General features: G+C 37.4%; 21 protein-coding genes. 17 read left to right on the top strand and 4 right to left on the bottom strand.

Going from position 1 to position 19,050, the window contains the following annotated elements; genetic code table 11:
* Window positions 1–118: 118 nt before the first annotated feature.
* Both AC27IF_RS11905 and AC27IF_RS11900 read right to left on the bottom strand, forming a co-directional pair.
* On the bottom strand, window positions 119–763 hold the full coding sequence (locus AC27IF_RS11905) for an HAD family hydrolase (RefSeq protein ID WP_487054550.1): 645 nt from the start codon (window positions 761–763) through the stop codon (window positions 119–121).
* A 112-nt stretch (window positions 764–875) separates the two neighbouring features.
* A complete protein-coding gene (locus AC27IF_RS11900; protein WP_487054549.1) occupies window positions 876–1,484 on the bottom strand; it encodes a Maf family protein in 609 nt (202 codons plus the stop codon).
* Window positions 1,485–1,642: 158 nt separating this feature from the next.
* On the opposite strand from AC27IF_RS11900, the gene yceD reads away from it, so the two are divergent.
* From yceD to AC27IF_RS11825, 15 genes are all read left to right on the top strand, one after another.
* Window positions 1,643–2,155 (top strand): 23S rRNA accumulation protein YceD, encoded by a 513-nt coding sequence (gene yceD / locus AC27IF_RS11895; RefSeq protein WP_487054548.1) that lies wholly within the window; start codon window positions 1,643–1,645, stop codon window positions 2,153–2,155.
* 47 nt (window positions 2,156–2,202) lie between these two features.
* The gene (gene rpmF, locus AC27IF_RS11890) at window positions 2,203–2,373 is read left to right on the top strand and encodes a 50S ribosomal protein L32 (protein ID WP_116000475.1); all 171 of its coding nucleotides are present in this window, start codon (window positions 2,203–2,205) and stop codon (window positions 2,371–2,373) included.
* A 28-nt stretch (window positions 2,374–2,401) separates the two neighbouring features.
* Window positions 2,402–3,457, top strand: coding sequence for a phosphate acyltransferase PlsX (plsX, locus tag AC27IF_RS11885; protein ID WP_487054547.1), 1,056 nt, complete (start codon window positions 2,402–2,404; stop codon window positions 3,455–3,457).
* Between the two features lie 51 nt (window positions 3,458–3,508).
* Window positions 3,509–4,462, top strand: coding sequence for an ACP S-malonyltransferase (fabD, locus tag AC27IF_RS11880; RefSeq protein ID WP_487054546.1), 954 nt, complete (start codon window positions 3,509–3,511; stop codon window positions 4,460–4,462).
* A 34-nt stretch (window positions 4,463–4,496) separates the two neighbouring features.
* Window positions 4,497–5,240, top strand: a complete 744-nt coding sequence (gene fabG, locus AC27IF_RS11875) for a 3-oxoacyl-ACP reductase FabG (protein ID WP_487054545.1) — start codon at window positions 4,497–4,499, stop codon at window positions 5,238–5,240.
* Between the two features lie 176 nt (window positions 5,241–5,416).
* The gene (acpP, locus tag AC27IF_RS11870) at window positions 5,417–5,650 is read left to right on the top strand and encodes an acyl carrier protein (RefSeq protein ID WP_487054544.1); all 234 of its coding nucleotides are present in this window, start codon (window positions 5,417–5,419) and stop codon (window positions 5,648–5,650) included.
* A 118-nt stretch (window positions 5,651–5,768) separates the two neighbouring features.
* On the top strand, window positions 5,769–7,004 hold the full coding sequence (gene fabF / locus AC27IF_RS11865) for a beta-ketoacyl-ACP synthase II (protein ID WP_487054543.1): 1,236 nt from the start codon (window positions 5,769–5,771) through the stop codon (window positions 7,002–7,004).
* Between the two features lie 109 nt (window positions 7,005–7,113).
* On the top strand, window positions 7,114–7,926 hold the full coding sequence (gene pabC, locus AC27IF_RS11860) for an aminodeoxychorismate lyase (protein WP_487054542.1): 813 nt from the start codon (window positions 7,114–7,116) through the stop codon (window positions 7,924–7,926).
* Window positions 7,919–8,935, top strand: a complete 1,017-nt coding sequence (gene mltG / locus AC27IF_RS11855) for an endolytic transglycosylase MltG (RefSeq protein ID WP_487054541.1) — start codon at window positions 7,919–7,921, stop codon at window positions 8,933–8,935. Before pabC ends, mltG begins: the two co-directional genes overlap by 8 nt.
* Before the next feature lie 32 nt (window positions 8,936–8,967).
* Window positions 8,968–9,531: a dienelactone hydrolase family protein gene (locus tag AC27IF_RS11850; RefSeq protein ID WP_487054540.1), complete on the top strand. Its 564-nt coding sequence runs from the start codon at window positions 8,968–8,970 to the stop codon at window positions 9,529–9,531.
* Window positions 9,532–9,555: 24 nt separating this feature from the next.
* Window positions 9,556–10,023, top strand: a complete 468-nt coding sequence (locus tag AC27IF_RS11845; protein ID WP_487054539.1) for an OsmC family protein — start codon at window positions 9,556–9,558, stop codon at window positions 10,021–10,023.
* 142 nt (window positions 10,024–10,165) lie between these two features.
* Window positions 10,166–10,801 carry a dTMP kinase gene (gene tmk, locus AC27IF_RS11840; protein WP_487054538.1) on the top strand — a complete coding sequence of 212 codons (636 nt, stop codon included), beginning with the start codon at window positions 10,166–10,168 and terminating at the stop codon, window positions 10,799–10,801.
* Between the two features lies 1 nt (window position 10,802).
* Complete coding sequence (locus tag AC27IF_RS11835; RefSeq protein ID WP_487054537.1) at window positions 10,803–11,792, top strand: DNA polymerase III subunit delta'; 990 nt, start codon at window positions 10,803–10,805, stop codon at window positions 11,790–11,792.
* A gap of 13 nt (window positions 11,793–11,805) precedes the next feature.
* The gene (locus tag AC27IF_RS11830) at window positions 11,806–12,132 is read left to right on the top strand and encodes a PilZ domain-containing protein (RefSeq protein ID WP_487054536.1); all 327 of its coding nucleotides are present in this window, start codon (window positions 11,806–11,808) and stop codon (window positions 12,130–12,132) included.
* A gap of 56 nt (window positions 12,133–12,188) precedes the next feature.
* Window positions 12,189–12,956: a TatD family hydrolase gene (locus AC27IF_RS11825; protein ID WP_487054535.1), complete on the top strand. Its 768-nt coding sequence runs from the start codon at window positions 12,189–12,191 to the stop codon at window positions 12,954–12,956.
* A 440-nt stretch (window positions 12,957–13,396) separates the two neighbouring features.
* On the opposite strand, the gene AC27IF_RS11820 is transcribed toward AC27IF_RS11825, so the two are convergent.
* Together AC27IF_RS11820 and AC27IF_RS11815 are read right to left on the bottom strand one after the other, a co-directional pair.
* Window positions 13,397–14,971, bottom strand: a complete 1,575-nt coding sequence (locus tag AC27IF_RS11820) for a cation:proton antiporter domain-containing protein (RefSeq protein ID WP_487054534.1) — start codon at window positions 14,969–14,971, stop codon at window positions 13,397–13,399.
* Between the two features lie 2 nt (window positions 14,972–14,973).
* Window positions 14,974–15,639, bottom strand: coding sequence for an arylesterase (locus tag AC27IF_RS11815; RefSeq protein WP_487054533.1), 666 nt, complete (start codon window positions 15,637–15,639; stop codon window positions 14,974–14,976).
* Here AC27IF_RS11815 and AC27IF_RS11810 point away from each other — a divergent pair.
* Complete coding sequence (locus AC27IF_RS11810) at window positions 15,638–16,387, top strand: ABC transporter ATP-binding protein (protein ID WP_487054532.1); 750 nt, start codon at window positions 15,638–15,640, stop codon at window positions 16,385–16,387. The two genes, AC27IF_RS11815 and AC27IF_RS11810, sit on opposite strands and share 2 nt — an antisense overlap.
* Complete coding sequence (locus tag AC27IF_RS11805; RefSeq protein WP_487054531.1) at window positions 16,384–18,993, top strand: ABC transporter permease; 2,610 nt, start codon at window positions 16,384–16,386, stop codon at window positions 18,991–18,993. Before AC27IF_RS11810 ends, AC27IF_RS11805 begins: the two co-directional genes overlap by 4 nt.
* Window positions 18,994–19,050 lie beyond the last annotated feature (57 nt).

Here is a 19,050-nt window from a genome sequence, read left to right as displayed (position 1 = left end):
GCACTATCTCTCATTAATATTATTTTATATCAGCTCATAAGCCAAGCGGACTGTCAGTTCGGCTTATGAGTTGATGCCATGACAACTATTTGGGCAATTTATTTTCTGCCTAGCTAATTTACAACAAGGATTCGAAGCTTGTTAACTCAATGTGAAGACGTTTAGCTGTTTTTTTATTAAATGAGACAAGATCTGGAATGCCAATTGTATAACAGCCGGCATCAAGAGAGGCTGTTGCCCCTGTACTTGAGTCTTCAAAGACAATTGTTCGTTGAGGATTAATGTCTAATCGCTGGCAGGCAAGCAAATAGGGTTCAGGATCAGGTTTGGAGTTTTTTACATCATCTCGCGTCACAACGATTTGAAAATTTGAGTAAAAGTCGTAATAGGCAAAGTTTGATTTTACACCAGACATAGTACTTGATGTGACTATTCCCAGTGGTTTATTTAACGTCTTAATTACTTCCAAATAAGCTAGAAAACTAGCTTTAAGTGGTACCTTGTCTTGAAGTAATACGCGAAGGTTGTTGTAATAACAAGTGGAAAACTCGTGTAATTCTACTTCGTCATTGAACATCTTAACCGCTAATTTCATACACTCTGGTGTAGTCACGCCAATAAAGTGTAAATACATTTCATCTGTAAATAGCTGACTAAATTGATTAGCCGTTATTTTCCATGCTTCTCTATGAACAGTTTCTGAATCGAAAATTGTTCCATCCATATCAAATAAAATTGCATCAAAATCGCTGTAATTTATCATAATTAAAGACTTTATTGGTCAGCTTAAAGCAACATCTTACAATAAAAACATTACAGTTATTTTAATATTCTCAAGAGTAAATCTGTTAACTGTTAACTTAAATAATTTGCTCTTATCGTTTGGAGTGAGAATGTCTCTGGTTCTTAAGTACATCTAATCCATGATCTTTAAATAGTGATACTAGTTTGATTAAAGGTAAACCAATAAGCGTATTAGGGTCATCACCTTCAAGCTTCTCAAATAAGCAAATACCTAATCCTTCGCTTTTAAAACTTCCAGCACAGTTATAGGGCTCTTCTGCGTGCAAGTAGTTTTCAATTTCTGTCAGTGAAAGATCATTAAAGTGTACAGTGAAGGGCTCAACGAGTGACTTAACCGTATTAGTTGCACTATCTAGTACACATAAACCGGTATAGAAGGTGATAGCTTTATTGCTAAATTTAGTAAGTTGTTTAACGCCATTTTCAAAATTATGAGGTTTACCTAATATTTCACCCTCACATACCGCCACTTGATCTGAGCCAATAATCAAAGCATTAGGAAATTTATGGGCAACAGCTTTAGCTTTTTCTATGGCTAAACGCTCGACTAACACTTGTGGTGTTTCATTGTTCAACGGTGACTCATCAATATTAGGTTTAGCGCAATGAAATGGAAGATTTAATTTTTCTAAAATGCTTTTACGAAAAGGAGAGGTAGAGCCTAAAACGATGGTTTTCATGGTATTCCTATAAAAGTAAATAATTTGCACAGCATCGATGAACAATTAAGCAAAAACTGTTCAATAGCTGCTATTATAAGGAGAATCTTTGAATTTTAAACGAAATAAGCTAATTTTCTTTTGACACTTGCTCTTAGGGGCTTTATTATGCGCGCCTTATGCAGAATCTTAAGCTTCCGATAACAATTAGCCCAACCCGAAGTGCACAACGTAGACTTGTGTGTGAAGGTGTGTTTAAAATATCGGAAATGACTCGACTGCTTGCTGTTAGCGAAATGCGTAGCGAGCATGTTCAAGTTAGTGTTAAGTTTGATGTGGATGAACGTGGTTTGACAGTAATGTCTGGCACAGCATCGGCATTAGTTGCATTAACTTGTCAGCGGTGTAATGAACTTTTTGATACTGAATTAGAAGTAGACTTTACTTTTAGTCCAGCCAAAAACGAAGAAGCCGCTGAAAATATTCCATCATATTATGATGTAATAGAATTAAATGAAGATGGTGAAGTAAACTTGCGAGAATTAGTGGAGGAAGAGTTAATACTCATGATTCCTTTAATTCCACGGCACGAAATCGAAGACTGTTCTGCTGATGCAGATAGTGTTTGGGGTGAATTGCCTAAAGAGCTTGAGAAACCGAATCCATTTGACGTATTAAAACAACTCAAATAGTTGATCGCATAGAGCAATTTAACTAACAACCGATTTAGGAGTAACTCATGGCAGTTCAAAAGAGCAAAAAGTCTCGTTCAAGACGTGGCATGCGCCGTTCACATGATGCTTTAACAGCAGAAAACTTATCAGTAGATCCAGTATCAGGTGAAACGCATCGTCGTCACCATGTTACAGCTGATGGTTTTTACAAAGGCGTTAAAGTAATCGCTAAATAAGCGTATTTACTTTAAATAGCTTATAGATTTGAGCTTGAACAGTTCAAATATTCTAACCTTAGCGTTAGATGTTATGGGGGGCGATCAAGGCCCCCTTATAACGATCCCCTCTGCAATTATGGCAATCAATCATATGCCTAATTTGCACCTTATTCTTTGTGGTGATACAAAAATCATTACAACAGAGCTTGCTCAATTTAATATTACTGAGCAGGATTTATTAAATCATAAACAATTATCTATTTTAGCCACAACTCAAACTGTGGAAATGGATGACAAACCTGCCTTTGCTTTAAGAACTAAAAAAGATTCGTCAATGCGTAAAGCATTAGACCTTGTTAATAGTGGTGAAGCGCAAGCTTGTGTGAGTGCCGGTAATACAGGTGCTCTATTTTCAATGGCTCACTTTGTTTTAAAAACGTTACCCGGTGTTGAACGTCCAGCGTTAATATCCTCTTTACCGACTCATGATGACGATAAACATGTCTTTATGCTTGATTTAGGCGCGAATGTTTTCTGTGAGTCTCATGTACTTTACCAGTTTGGTGTTATGGGCTCAGTGATGGCTCAGCAAGTAGATGGTATCGATAAACCCCGTATCGCGTTACTCAATATGGGGGAGGAAGCTATTAAGGGTAGTGACCATATAAAGCTCGCTGCGCTTGAACTTGCTGAAAATAAAGCGATAAATTATATTGGTTTTATTGAAGGCAGTGATATTTTCTCTAATAAAGCTGATGTTATTGTTTGTGATGGTTTTGTCGGCAATGTAACCCTTAAAACCTGTGAAGGTGTTGCACGATTAGTATATAAAAAATCCACCAGTATTTTTAATCAAAGCTTTTTAGTTAAATTACTGGCAGCAATTGTTAAGCCTCGCTTAAAAAAAATGTTCAAATCCATGAACCCCGACCAGTATAACGGTGCAAGTTTGATAGGATTGCGCGGTATTGTGGTAAAAAGCCACGGTAATGCAAATTCAAATGCTTTTTTCTCAGCTATTATGGAAGCGGTGAAAGAAGTAGAGCGACAAGTCCCTGAAAAAATTAAACACTCCTTAGAGCAAGGTTTGTCGCCTCAGTAATATTATTCATTTATAAACACTTATAAATAGTTAAAAGAGACGTAAAATCATATGCAAAATATATCTTTACAAGGCAATTTAGCTTTCGTTTTCCCAGGACAAGGCTCACAAACAGTCGCAATGTTAAGTGATTTTAGTGACAATGAAATTGTTCAAAACACATTTAAAGAAGCATCAGATGCACTAGGTTACGACTTATGGCAATTAATCGCACAAGGTCCCGCAGAGAAACTCAATCAAACAAATTTCACGCAACCGGCACTATTAACGGCTAGTGTAGCTTTGTGGAGAGTTTGGCAAGCTGAAGTTGGTGTTACACCTAGTGTTGTTGCAGGTCATAGTTTAGGCGAATATTCTGCCTTGGTTTGTGCCGAGGTGATCTCACTTACCGATGGGGTTAAGTTAGTAGAAAAACGTGGTGAGTACATGCAAGCATGTGTACCAGCGGGTGTTGGTGCTATGGCTGCGGTGATCGGTTTAGATGACCAAGCGATTATTTCTGCTTGTGAACAAGCGCAAGCAGGTGAAGTAGTGGCGGCAGTAAACTTTAATTCTCCAGGACAAGTCGTTATTGCGGGACATAAAGCTGCAGTAGAGCGTGCAGGGGAGTTATGTAAAGAGGCAGGAGCTAAACGTGTTCTTCCTTTACCTGTTAGTGTTCCATCACATTGTGCATTAATGGCCGATGCTGCTGACAAATTAGCAGCAGATCTTGAAAACATCACCTTTAGTACGCCTAAAATTAATTTAGTAAATAATGTTGATGTCGCCGTGGAAACCAACGGTGAAGCAATTAAAACAGCATTAATTAAGCAACTGTATAGCCCTGTAAGATGGAGTGAAACAGTCACTTTGCTTGGTGAGCAAGGTATTACTCAAATGATAGAAGCGGGACCAGGTAAAGTATTACAGGGTTTAGTTAAACGAATTAAGAAAAGTATTAGCTGTGTATCTTTTAATAGCGAAGATAGCTTAGTAAAAGCAAAAGAGCTAATTCAGCACTAATTTCAGCAACAAAATAATAAATATAGGAAATAATATGTTTTCATTAACAGGAAAAGTAGCACTAGTAACAGGTGCAAGTCGTGGTATTGGTAAAGCGATAGCTATGCAATTGCAAGCACTAGGCGCAACCGTTGTAGGTACAGCGACCTCTGAGCACGGCGCAGAAAAAATTGCTGATTACTTGAGTTCAGGTGGTGCAGGTAACGGTTATGTCTTAAATGTTACTAATGATGATTCAATTAGTGCTTTATTTGCCAATATAAAAGATGAGCATGGCGGCATTGATATCTTAGTCAATAATGCTGGTATCACAAAAGATAACTTATTTATGCGTATGAAAGATGATGAATGGCAAGATATTATCGATACTAACTTAACTTCTATCTTTAAAGTAAGTAAAGCGGCTATACGCCCTATGATGAAAAAACGTCAAGGTCGTATTATTAACATCGGCTCAGTTGTTGGCTCTATGGGTAATGCTGGCCAAGTTAATTATTCAACAGCTAAAGCAGGTTTACTTGGTTTTACGAAATCACTAGCACGAGAAATCGCATCTCGAGGCATAACAGTAAATACCATAGCACCAGGTTTTATCGATACCGACATGACACAAACCTTAACTGATGAGCAAAAAGAGGGGATTTTTTCTCAAGTACCAGCTAATCGATTAGGTAAACCAGAAGAAATAGCTAGCACAGTAGCTTTTTTAGCCTCTGATGCTGCTGCATATATAACTGGTGAAACCATCCATGTTAATGGTGGCATGTATATGGTTTAAGCCTTAATACTAAAGGCTTTGCATTAATTAAATATTATTGATTTCAATCAAATCAATAGAAGTCAACAGGTTAGACCACGTAAAAAATACAACTTGATGCTTGCATGGAGAGCTGTTGACGAATAAACTACACGCAATTTGAAAAAACTGCACTTTCAGTAAGTAAAGGAAACAAAATGAGTACTATCGAAGAACGCGTAAAAAAAATCACTATTGAACAATTAGGTGTTAGTGAAGCAGAAGTTAAAACTGATTCATCATTCGTTGATGACTTAGGTGCTGATTCATTAGATACAGTAGAATTAGTAATGGCGTTAGAAGAAGAATTTGATACTGAAATTCCTGACGAAGAAGCTGAAAAAATTACTACAGTTCAAGCAGCAATCGACTACGTAACTGCTAACCAGTAATTATTAGTGAGTCACTATTAATTGCGTTTTATACGTAATTGACAAAGAGCGGTATACTTATCAGTTAAGTGGCCGCTTTTTTTATATCTGCTATTTATTTTTTAAGGGGTAGAACACAATGAGACGTGTTGTTGTTACCGGCCTTGGTATGCTTAGCCCATTAGGCAATACACCAGAGGCGACATGGGAAAACTTACTGCTTGGTAAAAGTGGTATCAGTAATATTGAACATTTTGATACTTCAGAATACACCACTAAATTTGCAGGCTTGGTTAAAGACTTTGATGCACAAAACTATATGGAAAGAAAAGAAGCCAAGAAAATGGATCTTTTTATTCAATATGGTGTTGCAGCGGGTGTTCAAGCAATAAAAGATTCTGGTCTTGAAGTTAATGATGAAAATGCACCGCGAATTGGTGTAGCGGTTGGCTCTGGTATTGGTGGTTTAGGCTTAATTGAGCAAAACCACGAAAAAATGTTAAAAGCAGGTAACCCTAAACGCTTATCACCATTTTTTGTACCTTCAACCATTATTAATATGATTTCAGGTCATTTGTCTATTATGTTTGGCTTACAAGGCCCTAATATTTCGATTACCACAGCTTGTACTAGTGGTGTTCATAATATAGGCCATGCTGCTCGAATGATAGCTTACGGTGATGCTGATGCGATGGTTGCCGGTGGCGCAGAAAAAGCATCTACTACACTTGGTATGGGTGGCTTTGGTGCTGCTCGCGCTTTATCAAGACGTAATGATGATCCTCAAGCGGCATCTCGTCCATGGGATAAAGACCGTGACGGTTTTGTGCTTGGTGATGGTGCAGGTGTAATCGTTGTTGAAGAATATGAGCATGCTAAAGCTCGTGGCGCAAAAATTTACGCTGAATTAGTTGGTTTTGGTATGAGTGGTGATGCTTATCATATGACATCACCTCCTGCCGATGGCGCAGGTGCTGCAAGAGCCATGGTGAATGCGCTTAATGATGCTCAGCTAGATGCAAGTAAGATTGGCTACATAAATGCTCACGGTACCTCAACCCCTGCAGGTGATATTGCTGAAACTAATGCCGTTAAATCAGTATTTGGCTCTGATGCTTATAATGTCTTGATGGGATCAACTAAGTCGATGACTGGTCACTTATTAGGTGCAGCAGGCTCTGTTGAAGCAATTTTTAGTATTCAAGCCTTAACCAATAATATTGTTCCTCCAACCATTAATTTAGATAACCCAGATGAGGGCTGTGATTTAGATTATATTCGTGGCGCTGCTCGAGAAGTTAATTTAGATTATGTGTTGTGTAATTCTTTTGGTTTTGGTGGCACTAACGGCTCACTAATTTTCAAAAAAATATAAATTAAAATAAACGCTTGTGTTTAAATGATTAAGCCTGAATACTTAGCTTGTTTGCTAAAGTCTTCAGGCTTTTTTATTTATTGAATCTTTTTTATCATGTGTTCTTCTTATGAAATTTTGCTTGGTTAATGGCGTACAACAAAGTTATATCGATATTGAAAGTCGTGGTCTTGCTTATGGTGATGGTGTTTTTACTACCGCTAAAATTCAAAATGGACGCGTTCATTACCTAAAAGAGCATGTCGAGCGACTAATTAACAGCTGTAAAAAATTAAGCCTTACCCCTCCAGAAGTTTCTTCTTTAACAAAGCAACTTTCTTGTGTTACAGAGAATTACCCCTTAGCTGTATTAAAAGTGATCATAAGTGCTAGCAAAGGAGGGCGAGGATATGCCCGAGCTAGTTATCATCAACATGATATTATTATTATGATCCATGATTACCCTCAGCATTATGATGAACTAGCCCAAATAGGTATTAAATTAGGTATTAGTAAGCAGCAGCTTGGTCTCAACCCTATGCTAGCAGGATTAAAGCATTTAAACCGCCTTGAGCAAGTCTTGTTAAGGCAAGAATTATCAACGACTGACAATGATGACTTATTAGTCACTAATATCAATGATGAAGTCATTGAGACTCTAAGTGCGAATGTTTTTTATATAAAAGATAACATTATGCACACTCCTACTATTAGCCATAGCGGTGTGAATGGTATCTATCGACAAGCTGTTGTTGCTCAGTATTCTGATACCGTGATTAAGCCTTTTACATTAGAAGACTTTTCCCAAGCGAAAACGATATTTACCTGTAATTGTGTCTCTGGCGTTATTCCTGTGGCAGAATTTAATGGACATACATTGGATATTGAACCGGCAAAAGCAATCCGCGAATTGATGATTGAATCAGGGAGTAACAATGATTAGTTCAGTGTTCAAAAAAATAATTTTAGTTTGTTTCTTCACTTTAATATTACTGGTGTGTAGTTTTTATTTCTTATTAGATAGACAACTTCAGCAACCGTTACCAATAACTAAAGTACAGTTGGTAACGGTTGACAAAGGTATGTCAGTAAGTGCATTCGCCAAACAGTTGGTTAATAAAGGTTGGTTAGAAAACCGTTTTTGGTTACGCGCATACGCACGTATATATCCAAGTCGCGTACAAATCAAAGCGGGAACATATCAAGTGTCTCCCAATAGCAGTTTAGCAAGCTTAATCGCTCTGTTATCAGAGGGTAAAGAGCACCAATTTCAACTGACGTTTGTTGAAGGCTCTAACTTTAAGGAATGGCTAGCTCAAATTAAGCAACAGCAGCACCTGACCCATACACTTAGCGGTTTAAGTATTGAACAAATCGCACAGAAACTGGAAATCAGCGCAACTAACCCTGAGGGATGGTTTTTTCCTGAAACTTATGCCTTTACTCAAGGTACTTTAGATATTGATTTGTTAAGACGTGCACATAAGTCAATGGCACTAACGTTAGATAAGTTATGGGCTCAAAGAGCCATGGATTTGCCGTACGAAAGTCCATATGAAGCCTTAATCATGGCCTCAATTATAGAAAAAGAAACCAGTCATTTGCCAGAGCAACCTCTTATTGCCTCAGTATTTATGAATCGATTAGCAAAAAGAATGCGATTACAAACAGACCCAACGGTAATTTATGGGTTAGGAGACCGTTATCAAGGTGATATAACTCGTGCTCATTTACGTGAGAAGACGGCATATAACACCTACAGAATTAATGGACTACCTCCTACACCTATTGCTATGCCAAGCCTATCGGCGTTAACAGCGGCACTAAATCCTGCGAGTAGCGACTATTATTACTTTGTCAGTGATAGTCAGGGTAAGCATGTGTTTAGCAAGACATTAAGAGAGCATAATATTGCGGTTCGAAATTATCTGGCTAAACAGAAAGGCAAATAAGTAACTAGGGCCTTTAATAAGAGAGTGAGTTAATGGTTAGTATTATTGTTACAGACATCTTTGGTTTTACACCTGCTATCAAAGCACTTGCTCGTGCCATTAACGCCGATACCATAATCGATCCCTATCAAGGAGCAGTGTTATCTTTTGATAATGAGTCTCATGCTTATAAGTATTTTACCGAACATGTGGGCATAGACAGTTATGTGGACTTATTGCATGAAAAGATAACAAGTTGTGAAGGTAGCGTTAAACTCATTGGTTTTAGTGTTGGCGCTTCAGCCATATGGCAATTGTCTGCAACTATTTCGGATGTTGTTGCAAACAAAGTTAACAGCGCTTGTTGTTATTATGGCTCACAAATACGCTATTTAACTCAATTATCACCAAAATTTCCCATACAAGTTGTTTTTCCTGAAAGTGAGCCTCACTTTGATGTTAATGAATTGAGTAAATCTATAGTAAATAAAATTATGGTTACTACGAGTCATTGTGACTATTTGCATGGCTTTATGAATCAGCTTTCAAACAACTTTAATTCAGTCGGATATAGCGAGCATATTGCCTTACTAAAAAGTTTTAGTCATACCAGCTAATTAATTATTAAATGAGGGATGAAAATGTCAGATTATACAGCTCAAGTGAAGTGGATAAGAGCAGAAGATGAAGTGTACATCGACAATAAATACAGTAGAGGCCATCAATGGCACTTTGATGGTGGTGTTACGGTTCAAGCCTCATCGTCAGAGCACATTGTACCTTTACCTTACTCTGTTGCAGAAAATGTCGATCCAGAAGAGGCATTTATTGCTTCACTTTCTAGTTGTCATATGCTGTTTTTCTTATCTATAGCAGCCAAAAGAAGATTTGTTGTTAATGCTTATGTCGATAATGCAGAGGGAATAATGGCTAAAAATGATGAAGGGAATATTGCCATGACTAAAGTTACGCTTAGGCCTAAGGTAGATTTTTCATCAGAGAAAACGCCGACTATTGAACAGCTGGAAAAGATGCATCACCAAGCTCATCAACAATGTTTTATTGCTAATTCGGTAAAAACTCAAGTGGTCACTGAAATAGTTAGTTAAGACATTATCTAAATTTGTTCATATAGCGGTGAATTGTTCAAAATACCCATCAACAATTCGTCTATAGTATTGTTGTCAGTTGCAAAGCTAGCTATCATTGGACAATGTCGTGCAGACAAAAATTATATGAAATGAGAGAAATATGAATAAAGGCTTTATGGTTGTTTTTGATGGCAGCAATGGTGCGGGAAAAACAACCGTGATTAAAGGTGTAGAAAAATATCTAACGGAAAAAGGTTTAGATGTTTTATTAACAAGAGAGCCTGGTGGCACAGTTATTGGTGAAAAAATCAGAGAAGTAATTTTAGACCCCAAAACCCCTGAAATGACCTACATGACCGAATTAATGCTATTTGGTGCAGGCCGTGCTCAACATATTCAAGAAAAAATCATTCCAGCTTTAGAGCAGGGGAAAATTGTTATTTCTGATAGGTTTGATGCCGCAACCTTTAGTTTTCAGCATTATGCTAGAGGCATCGAATTAGATACGATTATCAAGATAAACGATCTAGCATTGGCAGGGTTTAGTCCAGATCAAAATATTATCCTAGATCTCGATCCTAACGAAGGGCTTAAGCGTGTCCATAGCCGGGGAGAGGGGCTTGATCGTTTAGAAGATGAAAAAGCTGATTTTTTAATTAAAGCACGAAATGGCTATTTAACACAGGCAGAGCAACAACCTGAAAAATTTTCTGTAATTGATGCCGCGCAATCCAAAGAAACTGTATTGGCTGAAGTTATCGACATTATCGATTTATTGTTAGCAAAGCGTACTTAATATGAAACCATGGTTGATTGAGCATCAACAGCTCCTATCTCAACAGCTTAAAGAGCAGATTTTACCCCACGCTATTCTTATTACCGGAGTAAAGGGCTCTGGCAAGACTGACTTGGCTCAGTGGTTAATCAAATTATTAGCTTGTCAATCACCGACAGAGCAGCAAGATGAACATCGGTTATTAACTGCTTGTGGCGAGTGCAAAACCTGTTTACTTGAGCAAAGTAATACTTTACCTGATCATTTAAATCTAGTCGCTGAAAAAAACAGTATTGGTGTCGATGAAGTTCGCCATGCGAATAGCTTTCTACAAAAAACCACACAACTTGGCCTTTATAAAACCGTGTTAATAAAGGAAAGTGAAAGCATGACAGTGCAAGCTGCAAATGCCTTGTTGAAAACTTTAGAAGAGCCAACACAAAACAGTATTATACTTCTATTAACAGATGATCATGACCGCTTGCTGCCTACCATTATTAGTCGCTCTAGAGTTTTAAATATTAGGCCAGTAGTAGGTGATGCCTTAATACAAAAATTGACTGAGTTTGATAGCAACCCCTTAGCTAGCCATAAAGATATCAGTCAAGAAAGTCATTTTGTTAATCTAACCCAATTACCAGAATTAACAAATCCATCAGTCAATGAAGCTTTTCAAACATTTAAACAGACTTATCTAACTTATATTTTCCATCAACAGGGAGAAAGTGAGTTATTGCAACAGGTCTTAAATAATGAACATGCATTACGCTGGTTAGAGCAAATTACCGTTAACCTTCAGCGAAATCGCTTATTGTCGTTAAATGATTTAACTCCAGAGCAAGAGCAGTTAAGTGCGCTTGTTTTGAATCAGCTCTATAATGTAATCATTAATGGGTGTAAAGTAATGAAGTCTTACATACAAGCAAATAAGCAGTTCGTTTGCGAACAACTTATTATGTCAATTAGTGATGTTATTGCTCAAAATAAGATGTTAATAAAAAACAGCGGCTAGCAGGAGAGCGAGTGTGATCCCCATCAATGTAGAGTTTCAGTCTGAGCATGATTTATACATATCTTACATGCCTTTTTTAAAAGAGGGGGGGTTGTTTATACGTACTGTTGAGCCCTATGATCTTGGCAGTGAAGTTGAGCTAAACGTATTATTACCTGATTCGTTAGAGCCTTCCCTTATTAAAGGAGAAGTGTGCTGGTTAACCCCCACAGGCGCGCAAAATGGCACACCTGCAGGTATTGGTGTAAGTTTTACTGATGATCCGGATAAGATCCGAAATCAAATTGAACAAGCTATTGCACGCCAATTAAGTTCATCTGAGCCAACATTAACCATGTAACTCAGTTCATATATATTTTTCCAAATTCTTTCTATAATTTTATACGGAGCCTATTTTTGTTCATCGATTCCCATTGCCACTTAGACCGACTTGATTTATCGCTTCATGACAATGAACTTGCCAATGTAGTACAGGCTGCCAAAGCAGTGAAAGTAGATAAACTTCTTTGTGTCAGCGTTACACTGAAAGACTTTCCATCCATGCTAGAAAAAACCAAAAGCTTCGATAATGTTTTGGTTTCGTGTGGTATGCATCCATTAAACCAAGACGATCAAGTTGATGAGCAAGAGCTGTTGAGCTTTTCAGATCAAGAACGAGTTATCGCTATTGGTGAAACTGGCCTTGATTATCACTATGCACCAGAAACTAAAGCATTACAGTTAGATTCATTCAAGAAGCATATTAATGTTGCAAAAGCGTTGAAAAAGCCTTTAATAATCCATACTCGTGCTGCGCAGCAAGATACTTTAGACATGCTTAATAACGAAGGTGCAGAGGACGTAGGAGGGATTTTACACTGCTTTACCGAAGGTTGGGATATGGCTAAACAAGCACTTGATTTAGGCTTTTATATTTCTTTCTCTGGTATCGTGACCTTTAAAAATGCTACGGCACTACGTGAGGTAGCAAAGTTAGTACCTGATGATAGGTTACTGATTGAAACCGATGCTCCTTACCTAGCACCTGTTCCGCATCGTGGCAAAGAAAACCAGCCCGCCTATGTTGTTGAAGTTGCAAAACATTTAGCCAGTATTCGTGGGCAATCTGTTGATACTATTGCCAAATTAACCACGGATAACTTTAACCGATTATTTAATTTATAACCTTGAAATAAGATAAAAAAAAGCCCGAATAAAGCATTCGGGCTCAAGGGATGGCTCAAAGGGGTTTGAGCCGTGCGCTAATTAACTATCCATTAACAAAAAAACTAATCAAAACTAAAATACTTTTTCAATCAAGACTTACCTAGTATCAAAGTACTAGGAAAAGAGTGCGCGAGCATCACTTTTATCACCTAAATGGTGACTAGATTACGAAGTCAGCATTGTAAATCTGTTTATCAAAACACATTGACCGCTCAACTTGTACTAATTAAGTGTAGTGGATGTTTTTACAAATGCTAATTATTTTTATGTTTTTTTATCTTGTTGTTTTTTAAAGTTTTAATTGGGATTATCCCTATATTGATATATTAGCCGACACTTTTAGTAACAATTTAAGCACTGGCTATGCACGGCTTTTTCACAGTATATCCACAGCCAGATCAGCTATTATTGACATCAATTAAGGCAATACTTTCATCGGCAAAACCAACACCTGCTTCAGTATAAAAGTTAAAGACTTTATCAATGCCAAATGCTTCTAATTGCTCTCGTTCATCATCATAACGTGCTATTGCTGCAATTTTACCTTTATATCCGGCTAACTGCAGTTGCTCTGTGATACTTAAACTATCAATAACGTTGGGTAATGCTAACAGCACCAATTCAAGCTTTGTTAAGTCAATACGCTCCCAAAAGAAGGCATCTTCAGCATCCCCATAAAAGGCCTCAACATCTTGTTTTTTCAACCAAGACACTTTTTCCTGTTCAGCATCTAAGCCCCAAGCAAGTTTATCGCTATGTTCATAAATAGCTCGATATGCCCCCATACCTACACGTCCCATACCAATAATGACAATGGGAGCATTACAAGGTTGAGTAAATACATCTTCTGCCAAAATCTCTTTTCGCTCGAAGCGTTGAAATACATATTTACTGTGGCTAAAGAAGCTATGAGCAAAACGATACAAAACATTAGTAATAACAAACGAAATAGCGACTGTTAGCGCTAAGATCACTAACCACTCATTACTAAGCCAACCGCTACTTACACTTATTGCGGCAACTATTAACCCAAACTCACTAAAGTTACTGAGTGTTAAGGCACTTAAATAAGCCGTTCTACATCTTATTTTCATGATGCTCAGTAAACCAAAGAATAAAACAAATTTGATCGGTAATAGTAATATTAGTAGTAATGCCAGGTTTAACATTTCTATGGTGGGTAATGCACTAAAGCCAATCGATAGAAAGAAACCGATTAAAAATAGGTCTTTAAAGCTCATTAATGATTTATTTATTTCTGATGCTTTAGAGTGAGATGATAAAAACATACCAATAAGTAATGCTCCTAAATCCCCTTTAATATTAACTAACTCAAATAGCTCATAACTCCCTAAAGCGATAAAGAAACCTGTTAGCGGAATTAATTCACCGTGACCAACCAAATCAATGATTTTGTTAATGAGCGGTCGGATTAAAAACAAGGATAATAATGCGACAGCCCAGACAGAAGGTATTTTACCTGTAGCAAAGACAAGAAATGCAACCGCAAGGATATCTTGGATAACAAGTATACCTACGGCGATTTTACCATGGCGAGTTTTCATTTCGCCGTTTTCTTCTAATAACTTGATCACACAAACGGTACTACTGAAACTTAAAGCGAAGCCGATGAGCATCATGGTTAAAAAATCTAACTCTGCAAAATAATTGATAGCAAAAAAAGCAAAAACTTTAATGATACTAATAGTGACAGTAAGCCAAATGATGGTATGCAATGAACTGGCTAACCATACTTCATTTTTAAACAAGCTTTTTACATTCAACTTTAGGCCGATAGTAAATAGCATCAAGGTAATGCCTAAATCACTTAATATCGTCAAACTATCATCTGCCTGATAGCCACTAAAGTTCAATGCAAAACCTGCAAGTAAAAAACCAATTGAAGGAGGGAGGTTAATAGTTTTAGCTGCTAAACCACAAATAAAGGCGAAGAAAATCCAAATAAAGTCCATCGTTATTTATGTTCCTTTAACACCAGTGGCGTAGAAACAAGGTTTGATAATGTTTGCTCCATAAATTCTACTATTAATGGTTGGGCTGCTAGATTAGGATGAATACCGTCTGCTTGCATTAGATCAGGCTGTGTCGCAATAGACTCCATAAAAAATGGTAATAAAGGAATACTTTTTTGCTCTGCAACATCAATAAAAGTCTGATTGAATAACTGGTTATATCGTTGTCCGTAATTTGGCGGTATCATGATGGACATTAGTAAAACTTGGATGTTTTTTTGCTCGGCAAGTTCGATTATTTGTAACAAGTTATTTTTAATTAGCTTAGGAGGGAAGCCTCGCAAGCCATCATTGCCCCCTAATTCAATAAGTAAATAATCGATATTTTGTTTCGCTAAAATGCTTGGTAACCTAGCTAGTGCACCACCTGTAGTCTCTCCGCTTATACTGGCATTAACAAGTGTATAAGGGGCATTTTGGTTACTTAATGTTTGGTTTAGCTGGTATACCCAACCTTGGTTTTCTTTTAAGCCAAAGCTTGCACTTAGGCTATCACCTAGTATTAAAATAGAGCTAGGTTTTTTTGACTCACTATAACTTGAATTTGAGTAAAATAAAGTAACCACAATTAACAGTAGTAACACATTTAAATAAGTATTTTTAATCATGACATTTAATTCCGAAATTATTCTTAAAACTCAATCAATTACTAAGTCAGTATCGCTAGAAAATAAGCAATTACAATTGCTAAATGGCATCGACTTAACGGTTTATAAAGGTGAAACTGTCGCCATTGTTGGCTCATCAGGATCAGGGAAAACAACATTACTATCACTACTAGCAGGGTTAGATTTACCTTCTCAGGGTGAAGTTTATCTTAAAAACAAGCCTTTACACCAGCTAAATGAAGAAGAGCGTAGTCAAGTTCGTGCTGAGCATGTCGGTTTTATCTTTCAACAGTTTTTATTAGTCAATAGTTTAACGGCTTTAGAAAATGTCATGCTACCCGCAGAGCTTGCGAATAGCTCTACGGCTAAAGAAGATGCATTATCGTTATTAAAGCAAGTTGGCTTGATTGATAGAGTGAATCACTTTCCTTCTCAATTATCAGGAGGAGAGCAACAGCGAGTTGCCATAGCACGTGCTTTCATTACTAAACCAGACATATTATTTGCGGATGAGCCTACCGGTAATTTAGATAAACAAACCTCTAACCATATTGCTGATTTACTCTTTGATTTAAACAAACATTATGACACCACGTTAGTATTAGTAACCCATGATTTAACGTTAGCAAAACGTTGCCAACGAAGTGTTAAAATGAAGGGCGGTTATCTTACTGATCAATCTAATGTTGAGAAAAAAACACAATCGACAATAGAGCCACAAGCCACTTCTAAGCCAGCTAACGCATGAGTATTTTAACGGCCAACTGGGCTAAACAGTCAATGAGATTATTCTTCCACGAATTAAAGCGTGGAGAGCTCACTATCATTATTTTGGCAATTGTTTTAGGCGTCATGAGTGTATTTTCACTGGCGGGTTTTTCAGGGCAAATAAAACAAGCGTTGATTAATGAAAGCACCAGTTTTATTGCTGCGGATCGAATTTTACAAACTAGCCGCTCTCTACATGAAACAACAAGTGAAGAGCTAAGTCTTGAAGCGATAAAAGCGCATACGCATCAAGCAGGTATTTCTCAAGCTGAACAAGTATTAATGTCATCTATGGTATTTGCTGGTGATAATATGCAACTTGTTGAATTAGTTGCCGTCTCAAGTGGGTACCCATTAAGAGGTGAACTTTTAGTTAGTAGTAAACTATCGTCTGAACAGTCACAAGTTAAACATGCTCCTGAGCAAGGTAGTGTGTATGTTGAGCCTAAATTTTTATCATTGTTGAATGTTAATGTTGGCGATGTGATTGAGATAGGGAATGCTCAACTAACAATTGATGGCATTGCTAATCAAATTCCTGATGCTTCTTTTAGTGTTTTTACCTCAGGTGTTAAAGTTATTATAAATATTGACGATTTAGCGGCAACTAAGCTTGTTCAGCCTGGAAGCCGTGTTACGTATAAATATTTATTTGCTGGTAATAGTAATGCCATTACAGCATTAGATAACTGGATTAAACCTCAAATAAATGATGCTCAACGTTGGTATGACATCCAATCTAAACAATCACCATTAGCAAATGCCTTAAATCGAGCAGAAAAGTATTTATCGCTTGCCAGTTTACTCGGTATCATATTGGCAGCTGTTGCCGTGGCAGTCGCTAGTAGGCGTTATGGCCAAAAGCACTTAAGTAGTGTTGCTGTGTACAAAGCAATGGGTGCGTCGTTATCACACATTAGAAAACTGTATACTTTACATTGGGCAAGTTTAAGTCTGTTTAGCATAATGTTAGGGTTATTATTTGGGTATATTTTGGCTCAGCTAGGCCTTTATGCCATTAAAGATTATTTACCCATTCAGGTCATAGAGAGCCAAAATCAAGATGGTGGCTTAAGCATATTTTCATTCACCTTAATACCTCTTGGTCTATATCCTCTCGTTATGGCGGTATTAACAGGACTTGTATGTGCCGTTGCTTTTGCTTTGACTCCTTTAAAGCAGCTAATTGCTACCTCTCCATTGGCTACGCTTAGAGATAGCAATCAGGGTAAAATAAAACAATCTTTCTCAAATCGACTTATTGAAGCACTACCTCCGCTACTCGCATTATTCTTTTTGTTAGTCTTATTTAGTCGCAGCTTACAACTTAGCATCAACTTATTGTTTGCAGGGGTCGTCGTTTCAGGTTTATTACTTGTTATGGGGCGCCTACTGATGAACATAAGTCGAACTGTCGGTAGTAAATCTGGTGCTGCTTGGCATCTTGCCATGGCTAACCTAAAAAGACGTGCTGCAGCGAATAGTGTTCAGCTAGTCAGTTTTACGATTGCCATAAAACTTTTATTGATGATCATTGTTATTAAAAGCGCTTTACTTTCAGAGTGGCAAGAACAACTACCCGAAAATGCACCAAATTTATTCTTAGTGAATATTGCCAACGATCAAGCAACAAACGTTGAAGAGTTTATTAATGCTAATAATATTGTAGCGAGTGATTTATATTCGGTTATTAGAGGTAGATTAACGGCGATCAATAATGATGAAGTTGCAAAACAAGTGACTAAAGAGCAAGACGATGGCGCTGATAATGGCCGTCGAGGCGTTGGGCGTGAGCTTAATTTAACTTGGCGTGACAAATTACCGAATGAAAATGTTATTTCACAGGGGCAGTGGTGGAATGAAAGTTCTAGTACTGCTGAAGTATCAATCGAGGAAAGTTTAGCTGAGCGATTAAATGTAAAACTTGGCGACAAACTCACTTTTCAATTGGGCAGTGATACTATCGAAGTACCGGTAACTTCTATTCGTACGGTAAATTGGCAATCGATGCAACCAAACTTCTATATGATATTCAGCCCTCAAGTTTTGGCTGATTTTCCAGCCAGCTATATAGCTTCTCTTTATGTTGCTAAAGATAAAAAGTTGTTAATGCAAAAGTTCCTTGCTGATTACCCAACAATTAGTTTAATTGATATCGATGCCATGATTGATCAATTACGCAAAGTTATTGAGCAAGTCTCCAAAGCTGTTGAGTTTATACTAGTGTTAGTGGTACTTGCTGGCTGTTTAGTGCTAGTTGCTCAAGTACAAGCAAGTATGGAAGAGCGTGAGAGAGAAATTGCTATATTACGTACTATCGGGGCTAAAGGCTCATTATTGCGTAATAGTGTATTATTCGAATTTGTTGCGTTAGGTGCTATCGCAGGTTTGATGGCAAGTATGGCGATGGAGGTGACAGTATATCTATTACAAACAAACCTATTTCAAATGCAAACAAGTTTTCATTTTGATTTTTGGTTACTAGGCATCATCGCTGGCGCTGGATTTGTTGGTATTGTTGGCTTGTTGTCTTGTTGGCGATTGATAAATTTGCCTAGCGTAACTTTAATTCGTCGGACAATGTAGTAGCACCATATATTATCATCGGTAATTAAGGTATATTGCCGATGATGATTTAAATAA

The organism is Colwellia sp. KS18-150 (genome assembly GCF_057551365.1).
The sequence above is the reverse complement of the archived record's forward strand: the minus strand, read 5'-3'. Positions and strand labels throughout refer to the sequence as shown.